The organism is Citrobacter sp. CK181 (assembly GCF_030333595.1).
GTDB lineage: Bacteria > Pseudomonadota > Gammaproteobacteria > Enterobacterales > Enterobacteriaceae > Citrobacter_B > Citrobacter_B koseri.
The window spans coordinates 87791-103759 of record NZ_JAOWFN010000006.1 but is presented as its reverse complement, the minus strand read 5'-3'; the positions used below and the strand labels follow the sequence as shown (position 1 = coordinate 103759).

Here is a 15969-nt window from a genome sequence, read left to right as displayed (position 1 = left end):
TGCTACTCTGAACCGGATAACTGCACCATATAAAAGGAGGTTCTGTATGCTGTTAGACAAGGGCTGGCTGGTGGAGGCGCGACGCGTCCCCTCTCCCCATTTTGACTGCCGCCCGGATGACGAAACCCCTTCTTTGCTGGTGGTGCACAATATCAGCCTGCCGCCGGGCGAGTTTGGCGGTCCGTGGATTGATGCGCTATTCACCGGAACACTCGATCCCGCTGCCCATCCTTTTTTTGCCGAGATTGCCCATTTGCGCGTTTCGGCACATTGTCTGATTCGCCGTGATGGCGAAATTGTGCAGTATGTCCCTTTCGACAAGCGTGCCTGGCATGCGGGCGTGTCGAACTATCAGGGGCGTGAGCGCTGTAATGATTTTTCCATTGGTATCGAGCTGGAGGGAACGGACACGCTGGCTTATACCGATGCGCAGTATCAGCAACTGGCCGCCGTGACGCGCACGCTGATTGCGCTTTACCCGGCGATAGCCGACAACATGACCGGACACTGCAATATTGCGCCTGAGCGTAAAACCGATCCCGGTCCGTCTTTCGACTGGGCGAAGTTTCGCGCGCTGGTCACCGCCTCGTCACACAAGGAGATGACATGACGCTGTTTACGACATTACTGGTGCTGATTGTTGAGCGCCTGTTCAAGCTGGGTGAGCACTGGCACCTCGACCACCGACTGGAGGTGCTGTTCCGCCGGACGACGCATTTTTCGATGGTGCGTACGCTGGGGATGACGATTGTTGCGATGGCGGTGACGTTCCTGCTGCTGCGTGCGCTGGAAGGTTTACTGTTTAACGCTCCCACGCTGGTGGTCTGGATACTGATTGGTGTGTTGTGTATTGGCGCAGGGAAAGTTCGTCTGCATTATCACGCGTACCTGAACGCGGCTTCCCGTAATGATGCCCATGCCCGTGAAGCGATGGCTAACGAACTGACGCTGATCCACGGCGTGCCGCCAGACTGCAATGAACGGGAGTTTTTGCGCGAGCTGCAAAATGCGCTGCTCTGGATAAATTTCCGCTTCTATCTGGCGCCGCTGTTCTGGTTTATTGTCGGCGGCCCGTGGGGGCCGGTGACGCTGGTTGGCTATGCGTTTCTGCGCGCCTGGCAGTCCTGGCTGGCGCGTTATCAAACGCCGCATCAACGTTTGCAGTCTGGCATTGACGCGATTCTTCATGTTCTGGACTGGATTCCGGTGCGTCTGGCTGGCGTGGTTTATGCGCTGCTGGGGCATGGCGAGAAAGCGCTGCCCGCCTGGTTTGTTTCGCTGGCGGATCTGCGCACGTCTCAGTACCAGGTGTTGACGCGTCTGGCACAGTTCTCGCTGGCCCGCGAGCCGCACACGGATAAGGTCGAAACGCCGAAAGCCGCTGTCTCAATGGCGAAGAAAACGTCTCTGGCGGTGGTGGTGGCGATCGCATTTCTGACCATTTACGGAGCGCTGGTGTAATGTCGTTTTGCCGGATGGCGCTGCGCTTATCCGGCCTACGGCATCACTCATTTATAGGTTTATAGGCCCGGTAAGCGCAGCGCCGCCGGGCAACGTGCTCAGACGGTATCCGCAGGCGGGATGCCAAAATCTGGCATTCCGTTTTCGTCCCAGCGAATCAGCTTCAGGCGGGTATGACGGTTCGGATCGTACAGCGGATCGCCTTCAATCTTCGTATAATTTCGCGCATGGTAGACCAGTACATCATCGCCTTCCGGCGTTTGGGTAAAGCTGTTGTGCCCTGGCCCATACTGGCGGTTTTCATTGCTGGTGGTAAAGACCGGACGCGGTGATTTGTGCCAGTTTGCCGGATTTTGCGGATCGGCATGCATATCAATCCACAGCAGACCCATACAGTAGTTTTCGTCGGTGGCGCTGGCGGAATAGCTGATAAACAGCTTATCGCCGTGCGTGATAACCGCAGGCCCTTCATTGACGCGAAAACCCCGACACTCCCAGTCATATTCCGGCTTGCTGAGCATCACCGGCGCGCCTTTGATCGTCCACGGATTTTCCAGCCCGGCAAGATAGATATTGGAATTTCCGGCGATATCCGGCGCTTTCTGCGCCCACAAATACCACTGTTTTCCCTGATGGCTAAAAGTCGTGGCATCCAGCGCGAAGGTATCAAATGGTGTTTTGATCTGACCTTTTTCTTCCCAGACGCCGCTGAGTGGGTCGGCATCTGTACACTCCAGGACAAACATGCGGTGCTGGAACATTCCCAGTTTGTCGAGCGCCTGGGTATGCGCGGCGGCGAAATAGATGTACCACTTGCCGCCGATGCGGTGAATCTCTGGCGCCCAGATAAGCTCGCACATCGGGCCGCTTTCAGGTTTACGCCAGACGACGACAGGGGAGGCGGTGCGTAAGTTTTCCAGCGAGTTTGCCCGACGGATCTCCAGCCGGTCATATTCCGGCACCGAGGCGATAAAGTAATAATGGTTGCCGTCGCGAAGAATAAACGGATCGGCGCGTTGTTCAATAAACGGGTTGGGCCAGTTTTGCATCAGGCTTTCCTTACTGTTTCAGCGACGTTAAATTGCGGGTCATCGTTGAGCTCGCGGTAGTTGGCGCGGCGTTTTTCCAGGTCCTTCTGAATCTGTTTCATCAGTTCGCGATCCACTTTCAGCAGGCGAACCACGCCGGCGGTGATCAGATAGCCGACGCCGGGGATCACCGTGAAGAGCAGAACAATACCGCCGATTGCCGTGTCGCTCTGCGCTTTAGCGCCAGCGTCGTAGCCATACCAGGATAACAGGAAACCGACCATTGCTCCGGCAATCGCCAGGCCCAGTTTCAGGAAGAACAGGTTGCCGGAAAAACTGATGCCGGTGATGCGCTTGCCGGTTTTCCATTCGCCGTAGTCATCGACGTCTGCCATCAGCGACCAGTGCAGCGGGGAAGGGATCTGATGCAGGATGTTAAGCAGGAAGTAGAGCACCACGATAAGCGTAGTGGCTTTTGGATCGAAGAAGTAAAAGGCGCAGGAGAACAGCGCCAGCGCGATATTGGTCCAGAAGAAGACCTTCAGTTTGCACCAGCGGTCGGTCAGCACTTTCGCCAGCATACTGCCGATCATCATTCCCACCACGCCAAGGCTAATGAAAAGGGTGGCGAAGTGAGTGCTTTGCCCCATTACCCAGGTCACGTAATACATGGTTGCCGCCATGCGGATAAAACCCGGACAGACGTTGCACAACGTCAGCAGCAGGATGCGCACCCATTGATCGTTTTTCCATACGTCTTTGAAATCGTTCTTCATGTCATCATGGGTAGGAACGGCAGGACGAATGCGTTCACGAACGGTGGCGAAGCAGAACAGGAACATGCACATGCCGATAATCGCCAGTACGGTCATCGCCATCTGGTAGCCTTTGGCTTTATTGTCGCCGCCAAACCACTCCACCATCGGCAGCAGCGTTAATGACAACAGCAGAGTGGCAATCCCGACCAGTACAAAGCGGTATGACTGGCAGGCCACGCGCTCTTGCGGATCGTTGGTGATGACGCCGCCTAATGAGCAGTAAGGAATATTGATGGCGGTGTAGGTAATCGACAGCAGAAAATAAGTGACAAACGCATAGATAACCTTGCTGTTATATGTCCATTCCGGGGTGGTGAACATCAGGATGCTGAACAGCGCATAAGGGAAGGCAATCCACAGCAGCCAGGGACGAAATCGCCCGTATTTGCTTTGGGTACGATCGGCGATTGCGCCCATAATCGGGTCGGTAACGGCATCAATCACGCGAACGGAGAGGAGTAATACGCCGACCAGAGCGGGAGCCAGCCCAAAAATATCTGTATAAAAATAGTTAACAAACAGCATTATGGCGCCAAAGATGATGTTGCATCCGGCGTCCCCCATGCCATAGCCGATTTTTTCTTTTATCGACAGCTTACCCTTTTCCATTGAAACGTCTCCCATCAGATGATGTAGAGAATTATTCTGCGCAAGCGAAGTAATTGCGTTGCAGGATAACGCCGCTGATATGGATAAAATGGCTATACAGAGGAAAATGTGAGGCAGGTTGCAGCCCTCACTCTTGCAAGTGAGGGCTGTGGGGATTAATGCGCTTTAACGGTTTTTGCGGTTTTCTGTTTACACAGATAGCCTACGCCCAGAATGACAATCCACACCGGAATCAGGTAGACCGAGATGGCCATGCCTGGCGTCATCAGCATAATGACCAGCACCGCCGCCATGAACAGCAGGCAGACCCAGTTACCCAGCGGGTAGAACAGCGCCGGGAAGCGAGTTTTCACTCCCTGCTGCTGTTTGGCGCGACGGAACTTTATGTGCGCGAGGCTGATCATTGCCCAGTTGATCACCAGAGCAGAGACCACCAGCGCCATTAGCAAGCCGAATGCCGAGTCCGGCGCCATATAGTTAATCAGCACGCAGAGCGCGGTAACCAGTGCGGAAACCAGAATGGTGTTCACCGGTACGCCGCGTTTATCCACGCTTAAAAACACTTTCGGCGCGTTGCCCTGCTGAGCCAGGCCGAACAGCATACGGCTGTTGCAGTATACGCAGCTGTTATAGACGGACAGCGCCGCAGTCAGTACCACGATATTCAGCGCGTTGGCCACGAGGGTATCGCCCAGTTCGTGGAAGATCAGGACGAACGGGCTGGTATCAGCCGTTACGCGCGTCCACGGCAGCAGAGAAAGCAGCACCGCCAGCGAACCAATATAGAAAATCAAAATACGGTAGATAACCTGGTTCGTCGCTTTCGGAATGCTTTGCTCCGGGTTGTCCGCTTCCGCCGCCGTGATCCCGACCAGCTCCAGTCCGCCGAAGGAGAACATGATAATCGCCATCATCATGACCAGCCCGGTGAAGCCATGCGGCAGGAAGCCGCCCTGTTCCCACAGGTTACGCACGGTTGCCTGCGGGCCGCCGTTGCCGCTAAACAGCAGCCAGCCGCCGAAGAGGATCATCGCCACCACTGCGATAACTTTAATGATGGCAAACCAGAACTCCATCTCACCAAACACTTTCACGTTGGTCAGGTTGATGGCGTTGATGAGCACAAAGAAGGCCGCAGCGGAGACCCAGGTGGGGATTTCAGGCCACCAGAACTGAATGTATTTCCCGACCGCCGTCAGTTCCGCCATCGCAACCAGCACATACAGCACCCAATAGTTCCAGCCGGAAGCGAAGCCTGCAAATCCGCCCCAGTATTTATAGGCGAAGTGGCTGAACGAACCGGCAACCGGCTCTTCAACCACCATTTCACCTAACTGACGCATGATCAGAAAAGCGATAAAGCCCGCGATGGCATAACCCAGAATAATCCCTGGCCCTGCTGACTGGATAACGGATGCGCTGCCCAGAAACAGCCCGGTACCGATTGCGCCCCCCAGGGCGATTAGCTGGATATGGCGGTTTTTAAGACCGCGCTTTAGCTGCTCGCCATGCTGTTGACCTTCCATCATGAAACCTCGTGTGTGGTTATTTTTGAACTACGCAGTGACGCGTGTGTAAGTTTGCAATTCCATTTGTTGTATTAATATGTTTACGCTGATGAAATCTTAATTGTTACCGAAAGTCTTTCGTCGGCTAAAGAATAATGGTATGCGGGCGTTAATGCACCTGCTTTATGAAGGGACGATGACGAGTTGAATAAAAAGAAACCATTTGTAAATACCACCTCTCCCACCTCAAATTTTAGCTGATAAATATTTATTCATTATTTGTGAATATAAAAGCATTAAATAAGCGGTTGAATCGGTTCAGATAAAATTTTTCCTCGTTTCAATTACGTTAAATCTACTCCCAGGGGAGTAAATTTAACATTTGTGCATAGTTACATCTTTGAAACGTTATTTCTGTAATCTTGTTAAAATGTGCGTGGTTTACTGATTTCAATCAAAACCTGTATGGACAGAAGGTGAATACTTTGTTACTTTAGCGTCACGAACGTGAAATTGGTAAGACCAATTGACTCCGGGCAAATGGCTTAAGACAGGAAATCATGGCCTACAGCAAAATCCGCCAACCAAAACTATCCGATGTGATTGAGCAGCAGCTGGAGTTTTTAATTCTTGAGGGGACTTTGCGCCCCGGCGAAAAACTCCCACCGGAACGTGAACTGGCTAAACAGTTCGACGTCTCCCGCCCCTCTTTACGCGAGGCGATCCAACGTCTCGAAGCGAAGGGTTTGCTGCTTCGTCGCCAGGGCGGCGGAACTTTTGTGCAGAGCAGTCTGTGGCAGAGCTTTAGCGACCCACTGGTAGAACTGCTCTCCGATCATCCTGAATCCCAATTTGACCTGCTTGAGACGCGCCATGCGCTGGAAGGCATTGCCGCTTATTACGCGGCATTGCGTAGCACGGATGAAGACAAAACCCGCATTCGTGAACTCCATCATGCCATCGAGCTTGCTCAACAGTCCGGCGATCTGGATGCCGAATCCGACGCGGTTCTCCAGTATCAAATCGCTGTCACCGAAGCGGCGCACAATGTGGTGCTGCTCCATCTGCTAAGGTGTATGGAGCCGATGCTGGCGCAAAACGTTCGTCAGAACTTTGAATTGCTGTATGCGCGCCGGGATATGCTTCCGCTGGTGAGCAGTCATCGCACCCGTATTTTTGAAGCGATCATCGCCGGTAACCCGATCGATGCGCGTGAAGCGTCGCATCGTCACCTGGCGTTTATCGAAGAGATTCTCCTGGACAGAAGCCGTGAGGAAAGCCGTCGTGAACGCGCCTTACGCCGTCTGGAGCAACGAAAGAATTAGTGATTTTTCTGGCAGAACGTTAACCAGAAGATGTTGTAAATCAAGCGCAAATTATAGCGCGCGGCAACTAAACGCAGAACCTGTCTTATTGCGCTTTCTGGCGAAAGCTCAATGGGACAGGTTCCAGACAAATCAACGTATTAGATAGATAAGGAATACCCCCATGTCAGAACGTTTCCCAAATGACGTGGATCCGATCGAAACTCGCGACTGGCTACAGGCGATCGAATCGGTCATCCGTGAAGAAGGTGTTGAGCGTGCTCAGTATCTGATTGACCAGCTTCTTTCTGAAGCCCGCAAAGGCGGCGTGAAAGTAGCGGCAGGTGCAGGGGCTAGCAACTATGTAAACACTATTGCCGTTGAAGATGAACCGGAATACCCGGGCAATCTGGAACTGGAGCGTCGTATCCGTTCAGCTATCCGCTGGAACGCCATCATGACCGTACTGCGTGCGTCTAAAAAAGACCTCGAACTGGGTGGCCACATGGCTTCCTTCCAGTCTTCCGCAACCGTTTATGATGTTTGCTTCAACCACTTCTTCCGCGCACGCAATGAGCAGGATGGCGGCGACCTGGTATACTTCCAGGGCCACATCTCCCCGGGCGTGTATGCACGCGCATTCCTGGAAGGCCGTCTGACTGAAGAGCAGATGGACAACTTCCGTCAGGAAGTTCATGGCAAAGGTCTCTCTTCCTACCCGCACCCGAAACTGATGCCGGAATTCTGGCAGTTCCCGACCGTATCTATGGGTCTGGGCCCAATCGGCGCGATCTACCAGGCTAAATTCCTGAAATATCTGGAACACCGTGGTCTGAAAGACACGTCCAAACAGACCGTTTACGCTTTCCTGGGTGACGGCGAGATGGACGAGCCGGAATCCAAAGGGGCTATCACCATCGCCACCCGTGAGAAACTGGACAACCTGGTCTTCATCATCAACTGTAACCTGCAACGTCTGGACGGCCCGGTAACTGGTAACGGCAAGATCGTTAACGAACTGGAAGGCATCTTTGACGGCGCTGGCTGGAACGTGATCAAAGTGATGTGGGGCGGTCGTTGGGATGAGCTGCTGCGTAAAGACACCAGCGGTAAACTGATCCAGCTGATGAACGAAACCGTTGACGGCGACTACCAGACCTTCAAATCCAAAGATGGCGCTTACGTACGTGAGCACTTCTTCGGTAAATATCCAGAAACCGCAGCCCTGGTTGCTGACTGGACTGATGAGCAGATCTGGGCACTGAACCGTGGTGGTCACGATCCGAAGAAAGTCTACGCTGCACTGAAAAAAGCGCAGGAAACCAAAGGCAAAGCAACAGTAATCCTGGCCCATACCATCAAAGGTTATGGCATGGGTGACACTGCCGAAGGTAAAAACATCGCGCACCAGGTTAAGAAAATGAACATGGACGGCGTTCGTTACGTCCGCGATCGTTTCAACGTGCCGGTATCCGATGCTGATATCGAAAAACTGCCGTACATTACCTTCCCGGAAGGTTCTGAAGAGCACACTTATCTGCACGCACAGCGTCAGAAACTGCACGGCTACCTGCCGAGCCGCCAGCCGAACTTCACTGAGAAGCTGGAACTGCCGACCCTGGAAGACTTCGGCGCGCTGCTGGAAGAGCAGAACAAAGAAATCTCCACCACTATCGCTTTCGTTCGTGCCCTGAACGTGATGCTGAAGAACAAGTCGATCAAAGATCGTCTGGTTCCGATCATCGCTGACGAAGCGCGTACTTTCGGTATGGAAGGTCTGTTCCGTCAGATCGGTATTTACAGCCCGAACGGCCAGCAGTACACCCCGCAGGACCGTGAGCAGGTTGCTTACTACAAAGAAGACGAGAAAGGTCAGATTTTACAGGAAGGCATCAACGAGCTGGGCGCAGGTTCTTCCTGGCTGGCCGCTGCGACCTCTTACAGCACCAACAACCTGCCGATGATCCCGTTCTACATCTACTACTCCATGTTCGGGTTCCAGCGTATCGGCGACCTGTGCTGGGCAGCAGGTGACCAACAGGCGCGCGGCTTCCTGATCGGTGGTACTTCCGGTCGTACGACGCTGAACGGCGAAGGTTTGCAGCACGAAGATGGCCACAGCCACATTCAGTCTCTGACTATCCCGAACTGTATCTCTTACGATCCGTCTTACGCGTACGAAGTTGCGGTCATCATGCACGATGGTCTGGAGCGTATGTACGGTGAGAAACAAGAGAACGTTTACTACTACATCACCACGCTGAACGAAAACTACCACATGCCAGCCATGCCGGAAGGTGCTGAGGAAGGTATCCGTAAAGGTATCTACAAACTCGAAACCCTCGAAGGTAAGAAAGGTAAAGTTCAGCTGCTGGGCTCCGGTTCTATCCTGCGTCACGTTCGCGAAGCAGCAGAGATCCTGGCGAAAGATTACGGCGTAGGTTCTGACGTTTACAGCGTCACCTCCTTCACTGAACTGGCGCGTGATGGCCAGGATTGTGAGCGCTGGAACATGCTGCACCCGCTGGAAACTCCACGCGTTCCGTACATTGCTCAGGTAATGAACGACGCGCCGGCAGTGGCATCGACTGACTATATGAAACTGTTCGCCGAGCAGGTTCGTACTTATGTACCGGCTGATGATTACCGCGTACTGGGTACTGACGGTTTCGGCCGCTCTGACAGCCGTGAGAACCTGCGTCACCACTTTGAAGTGGATGCATCTTATGTGGTTGTTGCGGCTCTGGGCGAGCTGGCTAAACGTGGCGAAATCGATAAGAAAGTGGTAGCGGAAGCCATCACCAAATTCAACATCGATGCAGATAAAGTTAACCCGCGTCTGGCGTAAGAGGTAAAAGAATAATGGCTATCGAAATCAACGTACCGGACATCGGGGCTGATGAAGTTGAAATCACCGAAATCCTGGTCAAAGTGGGCGACAAAGTTGAAGCTGAACAGTCGCTGATCACCGTAGAAGGCGACAAGGCCTCTATGGAAGTTCCATCGCCGCAGGCGGGCGTCGTTAAAGAGATTAAAGTCTCTGTTGGCGACAAAACCGCGACGGGCGCACTTATCATGATTTTCGATTCCGCCGACGGTGCAGCTGACGCTGCGCCTGCTCCGGCAGAAGAGAAGAAAGAAGCCGCTCCGGCAGCCGCTCCTGCTGCTGCGGCAGCGAAAGACGTACACGTACCGGATATCGGCGGCGACGAAGTTGAAGTCACCGAGATCCTGGTGAAAGTGGGCGACACCGTTGCGGCTGAGCAGTCGCTGATCACCGTAGAAGGCGACAAAGCCTCTATGGAAGTGCCGGCGCCGTTCGCGGGTACGGTTAAAGAGATCAAAGTCAACGCTGGCGATAAAGTGTCTACCGGCTCTCTGATCATGGTATTCGAAGTAGCGGGCGCTGCGCCTGCTGCTGCGCCAGCTCAGGCGGCAGCACCAGCAGCGGCGGCTCCGGCAGCAGCGGCTGGCGCGAAAGACGTTAACGTACCGGACATCGGCGGCGACGAAGTTGAAGTCACCGAAGTGATGGTTAAAGTCGGCGATAAAGTGGAAGCTGAACAGTCGCTGATCACCGTAGAAGGCGACAAAGCCTCTATGGAAGTGCCGGCGCCGTTCGCGGGCGTGGTTAAAGAGCTGAAAGTTAACGTTGGCGACAAAGTGTCTACCGGCTCTCTGATTATGGTCTTCGAAGTGGAAGGCGCTGCCCCTGCCGCGACTCCGGCTGCTGCTCCGGCACCTGCCGCTGCACCTGCTCAGGCCGCTAAACCGGCCGCTGCGCCTGCGGCAAAAGCGGAAGGCAAATCTGAGTTTGCTGAAAACGACGCTTACGTTCACGCGACCCCGCTGATTCGCCGCCTGGCGCGCGAATTCGGCGTTAACCTGGCGAAAGTGAAGGGCACTGGCCGTAAAGGTCGTATCCTGCGCGAAGACGTTCAGGCTTACGTGAAAGACGCTATCAAGCGCGCTGAATCCGCGCCAGCGGGCGCAACCGGCGGTTCTCTGCCAGGTCTGCTGCCGTGGCCGAAAGTGGACTTCAGCAAGTTTGGTGAAGTGGAAGAAGTTGAACTGGGCCGCATCCAGAAAATCTCTGGTGCTAACCTGAGCCGTAACTGGGTGATGATCCCGCACGTTACGCACTTCGACAAAACGGATATCACCGATCTGGAAGCGTTCCGTAAGCAGCAGAATGCGGAAGCTGAAAAACGTAAGCTGGACGTGAAATTCACGCCAGTGGTCTTCATCATGAAAGCCGTTGCCGCTGCTCTGGAACAGATGCCGCGCTTCAACAGCTCTCTGTCTGAAGATGGTCAGCGCCTGACGTTGAAGAAGTACATCAACATTGGTGTCGCGGTCGACACGCCGAACGGTCTGGTTGTTCCGGTGTTCAAAGATGTGAACAAGAAGAGCATTACTGAGCTGTCCCGTGAACTGACGACCATCTCTAAGAAAGCGCGTGATGGTAAGCTGACCGCTGGCGAAATGCAGGGCGGTTGCTTCACTATCTCCAGCATCGGCGGCCTGGGCACCACCCACTTCGCGCCGATTGTGAACGCGCCGGAAGTGGCTATCCTCGGCGTTTCTAAGTCCGCAATGGAACCGGTGTGGAATGGTAAAGAGTTTACTCCGCGTCTGATGATGCCGATTTCTCTCTCCTTCGACCACCGCGTGATTGACGGTGCTGATGGTGCTCGCTTTATCACCATCATCAACAACACGCTGTCTGACATTCGCCGTCTGGTGATGTAAGCAAGCAAAAAAGTCGGCCTGACGGCCGGCTTTTTTCTGGTAATCTCATGAAGTGAGTGAGGTTATCGTGCGAAAGACAAATCGGTTGCCGTTTGTTGTTTCAAAATTGTTAACAATTTTGTAAAATACGGGCGGATAGAACGACCCGGTGGATGATGGGCGACAAGACCAGGGATCGCCGGGAATAAATTAAGAGGTCATGATGAGTACTGAAATCAAAACTCAGGTCGTGGTACTTGGGGCAGGCCCGGCAGGTTACTCTGCTGCCTTCCGTTGCGCTGATTTAGGTCTGGAAACCGTAATCGTAGAACGTTACAACACCCTCGGCGGTGTTTGTCTGAACGTCGGCTGTATCCCTTCTAAAGCTCTTCTGCACGTAGCAAAAGTTATCGAAGAAGCCAAAGCACTGGCTGAACACGGTATCGTTTTTGGCGAGCCGAAAACCGATATCGACAAAATTCGTACCTGGAAAGAGAAAGTTATCACTCAGCTGACCGGCGGTCTGGCTGGTATGGCGAAAGGCCGTAAAGTGAAAGTGGTAAACGGTCTGGGTAAATTCACCGGGGCCAACACCCTGGAAGTGGAAGGCGAGAACGGCAAAACCGTGATCAACTTCGACAACGCGATTATTGCAGCAGGTTCCCGTCCGATCCAACTGCCGTTTATTCCGCACGAAGATCCGCGCGTCTGGGACTCCACCGACGCACTGGAACTGAAATCCGTACCGAAACGTCTGCTGGTTATGGGCGGCGGTATCATCGGTCTGGAAATGGGTACGGTGTACCATGCGCTGGGTTCAGAGATCGACGTGGTTGAAATGTTCGACCAGGTTATCCCGGCGGCAGACAAAGACATCGTTAAAGTCTTCACCAAACGCATCGGCAAGAAATTCAACCTGATGCTGGAAACCAAAGTGACTGCCGTTGAAGCGAAAGAAGACGGTATTTACGTTTCTATGGAAGGCAAAAAAGCACCAGCAGAAGCACAGCGTTACGATGCGGTGCTGGTGGCTATCGGCCGTGTGCCGAACGGTAAAAACCTCGATGCTGGCAAGGCTGGCGTAGAAGTTGACGACCGTGGCTTCATCCGCGTAGACAAACAGCTGCGTACTAACGTACCGCACATCTTTGCTATCGGCGATATCGTCGGTCAGCCGATGCTGGCGCACAAAGGTGTTCACGAAGGTCACGTTGCCGCTGAAGTTATCGCCGGTAAGAAACACTACTTCGATCCGAAAGTTATTCCGTCCATCGCCTACACTGAGCCAGAAGTTGCATGGGTAGGTCTGACGGAGAAAGAAGCGAAAGAGAAAGGCATCAGCTACGAAACCGCCACCTTCCCGTGGGCAGCGTCTGGCCGTGCTATCGCTTCTGACTGCGCAGACGGTATGACCAAGCTGATTTTCGACAAAGAATCTCACCGTGTTATCGGTGGTGCGATTGTCGGCACCAACGGCGGCGAGCTGCTGGGCGAAATCGGTCTGGCGATCGAGATGGGCTGTGATGCTGAAGACATCGCGCTGACTATCCACGCTCACCCGACTCTGCACGAGTCCGTTGGCCTGGCAGCCGAAGTGTTCGAAGGCAGCATCACCGACCTGCCGAACCCGAAAGCGAAGAAGAAATAATCTTCTGAGTGGATAAAGAAAAAGCGGCTTAGCGGCCGCTTTTTTATTGGGGCAAATCCTGACCCGGGTTTTGCCGGATGGCGGCATCAACGCCTTATCCGGCCTGTAATCTTTGATAACCGCTTTTACTCAACGGTCTGCCAATGGGCATCGGCATTGAATTTATTGATTTTCGCGACGTTCTTCTCCGTCTCTCTTCCCAGGTTCGCCTGATACACCTTATCGTCCTGATTCACCATAAAGCTCATGACGCCCGTCTTCCCCCAAATTACCGGCCAGGCCAGCAGGGCGAAACCGTCCTTTTCGCTATCGGGAATAATGCGGAAATGGTAGCCGTGATAACCCTCACCGGGTGCCGAAGGACTGAATGCCGGGCCTAACGGGCTGGGCATCTCGCCGGGTTGTACCGGCCAGTACAGTCCATCCTGCTGACCTTTGCTACTGATGAGTTTTGTCGCGAACCTCTGTTTGCGTTGCCAGTAATCGTATTGGGCATCCACATAGGCGCGCATCGCTTCTATCGCCGACAGTTCATTGCGGCCGATGGCGCGGGTGAGGATCTCGTCCTGAGCGGCCGCCATATCAAAATGCCAGCCATCAGCATCTTTCATCATCGGTACAGGCAGTTGCCACTCGTCGCGCCCGACGTTCAGGTGCGCGGTATCGCCTTGCTGCACGATACGGTGGCTGATTTTCCAGTCGCGGTTAAAGCGGGCAACGGCTTCGGGGTCGGCGCCTTCCTGCGGCAGAAACTGTCGCCAGTTGTCGCCCAATAGCGCAGTCAACTGCGCCTCGTTTTGCGTGGCGACTGCGGTCGCGAACGCCGTTGCCGCGTCGTCAGGCGAAGGGAAGCGTTGTTGCGCGTAGCTCAACAACGGCAGCGACAGCAGCAGGGTGCTTAACAGGATTTTTTTCATCATCGACTCCGGTTAACGACGGCGAAATTCATGGCGCTCGGAAAGGTGTTCACGCGCAGCGGCACGCTGTTCAGTATTGAGATTGCCGACGTGACGACTCTGCTGGCCGCGCTGCTGCTGAGATTGCCAGGAGGGCGAACGGCTGTCGTTACCGCTGAACACATTGGCATGGTTCTGCCGGAAGGTCTGACGCTGCTGCGGCGTGGCGGATGCGACGCGCTGGTGAACGGTCTCCCGTTGCTGCTGTGACAGTGAATGTGACTGAACCGACTCCCTGTGAACGCTGTCTTGCCGGGTGTCGTAGCCGCGATAGTTATTCCGCTGGGCAATCTGGTTTAGCTGCTGCGAGGCCGCTTTGCGCTGAGCATCGCGGGACGTCGCGCCAGGCGGTTGGGTTCGCGTGGCGGGAGACGCGTGGCTATGCTGCTGGAATTGCGCCATCGCCGCCTGGCGCTGGCCGTCGCGGGAGGCCGGCGTCTGTTGAGTGGCGCTTAACCCGCCGCTGACATCGGTTTGATGAAAACGTTGGGACACCGCGTTGTTCTGATAGGGCACGCCGTTGCGATACGCCGGGTTGTGCTGCCAGGCCATTGTCTGCCCTTTGAGATTTTGCCCGGTAATGTGATTGAAGTTATTCACATTGATATTGATGTTATCCCCGTTGTGCTGGTAGCCATTGCCGCCGTGATGGTCGTTATCATCGTGGTGGTGATGGTCATCGTCGTGGTGATGATGATCGTCGTCCCAGTCGATGCTGCTGAACAACGCGTAGGTGGTGGCGACGCCGAGGCTATAACCAAAGCCTTTCACGAAACTGTCGGCGAATTGCTGTCCGGGAGGCGGCGGCAGATACACGGGCGGGTAAGCGGTGTTCGGCCAGGCGCCGTAAACGGTCGCGGGATTATAGTTGGGAACATAGACGACCTGTGGATCGGCGGGCTCAATTTTGATCACCGTCGGCGTCGTGCTCTGTACGTTAGCGGCGGCGTTCTGCTTCGGCGTGCTGCTGACCGTTTGCTGCGGCGTGGATTTCAGCGAGCCGGTTTGCTGCGCCAGTAAACGCAGCCGTTGCACCGCGTCCATGACGTCCTGCGGCTGGGCCAGAAAAGCGTCGCCAAGGTTTTGTACCCACGTTGGGTTTTCGCCCATCAGCGCCATCAACTGGGGAAACGCCACCAGTGATTTCACGCTCGGGTCCCAGGGCTGACCGGAGACGGCCTGTATTGCCGCATCGCCTTGCAGGGTTGGGTTGTCATGCGACCACTGCACTGCCTGAACCACGTTCGCTGGATAGGTGGCGGCCATCAGCACCTGAGAAAGCAGCGAGTCAGGGTAGAGCGCTATTGGGGCGACCCATTGATCGATTTGCGCTGCGGTAAACGCGGCTTTTGCTTCAGGTTCCGCGGCGGCGGTCGGCTGCGGCTGCACGGCGACGGGCGCGGGTTGAAGCGGGGCTTCGGGCGTGCGGCTTTTTACATACAACACACCCGAAGCGGCAAATAACCCTGCGCTGCATACCAGCGCAATTACATGGGGCTTAAAGGGCAACGTCATTTTATCTCTCCCGATTCCTGAAGAATCGTCATGGTCATTATGCCTGCCGCCAGCGGGTGCGGTGTTGCGTGAGTATAGGGCGGCGGGAGTTTAATTTTTGACTAATATTGGGATCGCTACCGTCAGGTGATGATTAGCGTTCGAAATAATGTGAGCAAACGTTGCAGGGGAAAATGTCTCTTTCCTGGAAAGGCGAAGGGCAATAGACCATGCGTAACGATTCAGCCACTTTTTTATGTTGCTTTTTTGTAAACAGATTAACACCCCACTAAAATCCTGCTATTCTGCCCGTTGCGGTATCGGGCATTTACCCTACAAACTGCTGTCTCACAGGAGCGTGAAGAGAATCGCCCATATACAAAAGCGCCGCACTATGACAATGAGAGCGAGG

At 54.4% G+C, this 15969-nt stretch carries 11 protein-coding genes; 6 read left to right on the top strand and 5 right to left on the bottom strand.

Going from position 1 to position 15969, the window contains the following annotated elements; translation table 11 throughout:
* The first annotated feature begins 46 nt into the window (after nucleotides 1-46).
* Nucleotides 47-610, top strand: a complete 564-nt coding sequence (gene ampD, locus OGW17_RS01035) for a 1,6-anhydro-N-acetylmuramyl-L-alanine amidase AmpD (protein ID WP_071257573.1) — start codon at nucleotides 47-49, stop codon at nucleotides 608-610.
* Nucleotides 607-1461, top strand: coding sequence for a beta-lactamase regulator AmpE (gene ampE, locus OGW17_RS01030; protein WP_012134054.1), 855 nt, complete (start codon nucleotides 607-609; stop codon nucleotides 1459-1461). The genes ampD and ampE overlap by 4 nt, the downstream gene beginning before the upstream one ends.
* A 98-nt stretch (nucleotides 1462-1559) precedes the next feature.
* Here the strand turns inward: ampE and OGW17_RS01025 are convergent, their stop codons facing one another.
* From OGW17_RS01025 to aroP, 3 genes are all read right to left on the bottom strand, one after another.
* Nucleotides 1560-2510, bottom strand: a complete 951-nt coding sequence (locus tag OGW17_RS01025; RefSeq protein ID WP_071257574.1) for a glycoside hydrolase family 43 protein — start codon at nucleotides 2508-2510, stop codon at nucleotides 1560-1562.
* Nucleotides 2510-3916, bottom strand: a complete 1407-nt coding sequence (locus OGW17_RS01020; RefSeq protein WP_047458898.1) for a glycoside-pentoside-hexuronide (GPH):cation symporter — start codon at nucleotides 3914-3916, stop codon at nucleotides 2510-2512. The genes OGW17_RS01025 and OGW17_RS01020 overlap by 1 nt, the downstream gene beginning before the upstream one ends.
* A gap of 155 nt (nucleotides 3917-4071) precedes the next feature.
* Nucleotides 4072-5445 (bottom strand): aromatic amino acid transporter AroP, encoded by a 1374-nt coding sequence (gene aroP, locus OGW17_RS01015; protein WP_012134051.1) that lies wholly within the window; start codon nucleotides 5443-5445, stop codon nucleotides 4072-4074.
* A gap of 539 nt (nucleotides 5446-5984) precedes the next feature.
* Here aroP and pdhR point away from each other — a divergent pair.
* The 4 genes from pdhR (at nucleotide 5985) to lpdA (ending at nucleotide 13107) form a co-directional block, all read left to right on the top strand.
* Nucleotides 5985-6749, top strand: coding sequence for a pyruvate dehydrogenase complex transcriptional repressor PdhR (gene pdhR, locus OGW17_RS01010; RefSeq protein WP_071257576.1), 765 nt, complete (start codon nucleotides 5985-5987; stop codon nucleotides 6747-6749).
* A 163-nt stretch (nucleotides 6750-6912) separates the two neighbouring features.
* On the top strand, nucleotides 6913-9576 hold the full coding sequence (aceE, locus tag OGW17_RS01005; RefSeq protein WP_012134048.1) for a pyruvate dehydrogenase (acetyl-transferring), homodimeric type: 2664 nt from the start codon (nucleotides 6913-6915) through the stop codon (nucleotides 9574-9576).
* 14 nt (nucleotides 9577-9590) lie between these two features.
* Nucleotides 9591-11480, top strand: a complete 1890-nt coding sequence (gene aceF, locus OGW17_RS01000; RefSeq protein ID WP_071257578.1) for a pyruvate dehydrogenase complex dihydrolipoyllysine-residue acetyltransferase — start codon at nucleotides 9591-9593, stop codon at nucleotides 11478-11480.
* Between the two features lie 202 nt (nucleotides 11481-11682).
* On the top strand, nucleotides 11683-13107 hold the full coding sequence (gene lpdA / locus OGW17_RS00995; RefSeq protein WP_047463778.1) for a dihydrolipoyl dehydrogenase: 1425 nt from the start codon (nucleotides 11683-11685) through the stop codon (nucleotides 13105-13107).
* Nucleotides 13108-13232: 125 nt separating this feature from the next.
* On the opposite strand, the gene OGW17_RS00990 is transcribed toward lpdA, so the two are convergent.
* Both OGW17_RS00990 and OGW17_RS00985 read right to left on the bottom strand, forming a co-directional pair.
* Nucleotides 13233-14024, bottom strand: coding sequence for a DUF2950 family protein (locus OGW17_RS00990; protein ID WP_071257580.1), 792 nt, complete (start codon nucleotides 14022-14024; stop codon nucleotides 13233-13235).
* Nucleotides 14025-14036: 12 nt separating this feature from the next.
* A complete protein-coding gene (locus OGW17_RS00985; protein WP_071257582.1) occupies nucleotides 14037-15578 on the bottom strand; it encodes a DUF3300 domain-containing protein in 1542 nt (513 codons plus the stop codon).
* Nucleotides 15579-15969: the final 391 nt, after the last annotated feature.

Excerpts from the sequence above, each read along its gene's own strand:
- lpdA (WP_047463778.1), top strand. The coding sequence starts at position 11,683 with ATGAGTACTGAAATCAAAACTCAGGTCGTGGTACTTGGGGCAGGCCCG.
- aceE (WP_012134048.1), top strand. The coding sequence starts at position 6,913 with ATGTCAGAACGTTTCCCAAATGACGTGGATCCGATCGAAACTCGCGAC.
- ampD (WP_071257573.1), top strand. The coding sequence starts at position 47 with ATGCTGTTAGACAAGGGCTGGCTGGTGGAGGCGCGACGCGTCCCCTCT.
- OGW17_RS01025 (WP_071257574.1), bottom strand. The coding sequence starts at position 2,510 with ATGCAAAACTGGCCCAACCCGTTTATTGAACAACGCGCCGATCCGTTT.
- OGW17_RS00985 (WP_071257582.1), bottom strand. The coding sequence starts at position 15,578 with ATGACGTTGCCCTTTAAGCCCCATGTAATTGCGCTGGTATGCAGCGCA.
- aroP (WP_012134051.1), bottom strand. The coding sequence starts at position 5,445 with ATGATGGAAGGTCAACAGCATGGCGAGCAGCTAAAGCGCGGTCTTAAA.
- OGW17_RS01020 (WP_047458898.1), bottom strand. The coding sequence starts at position 3,916 with ATGGAAAAGGGTAAGCTGTCGATAAAAGAAAAAATCGGCTATGGCATG.
- ampE (WP_012134054.1), top strand. The coding sequence starts at position 607 with ATGACGCTGTTTACGACATTACTGGTGCTGATTGTTGAGCGCCTGTTC.
- aceF (WP_071257578.1), top strand. The coding sequence starts at position 9,591 with ATGGCTATCGAAATCAACGTACCGGACATCGGGGCTGATGAAGTTGAA.
- pdhR (WP_071257576.1), top strand. The coding sequence starts at position 5,985 with ATGGCCTACAGCAAAATCCGCCAACCAAAACTATCCGATGTGATTGAG.
- OGW17_RS00990 (WP_071257580.1), bottom strand. The coding sequence starts at position 14,024 with ATGAAAAAAATCCTGTTAAGCACCCTGCTGCTGTCGCTGCCGTTGTTG.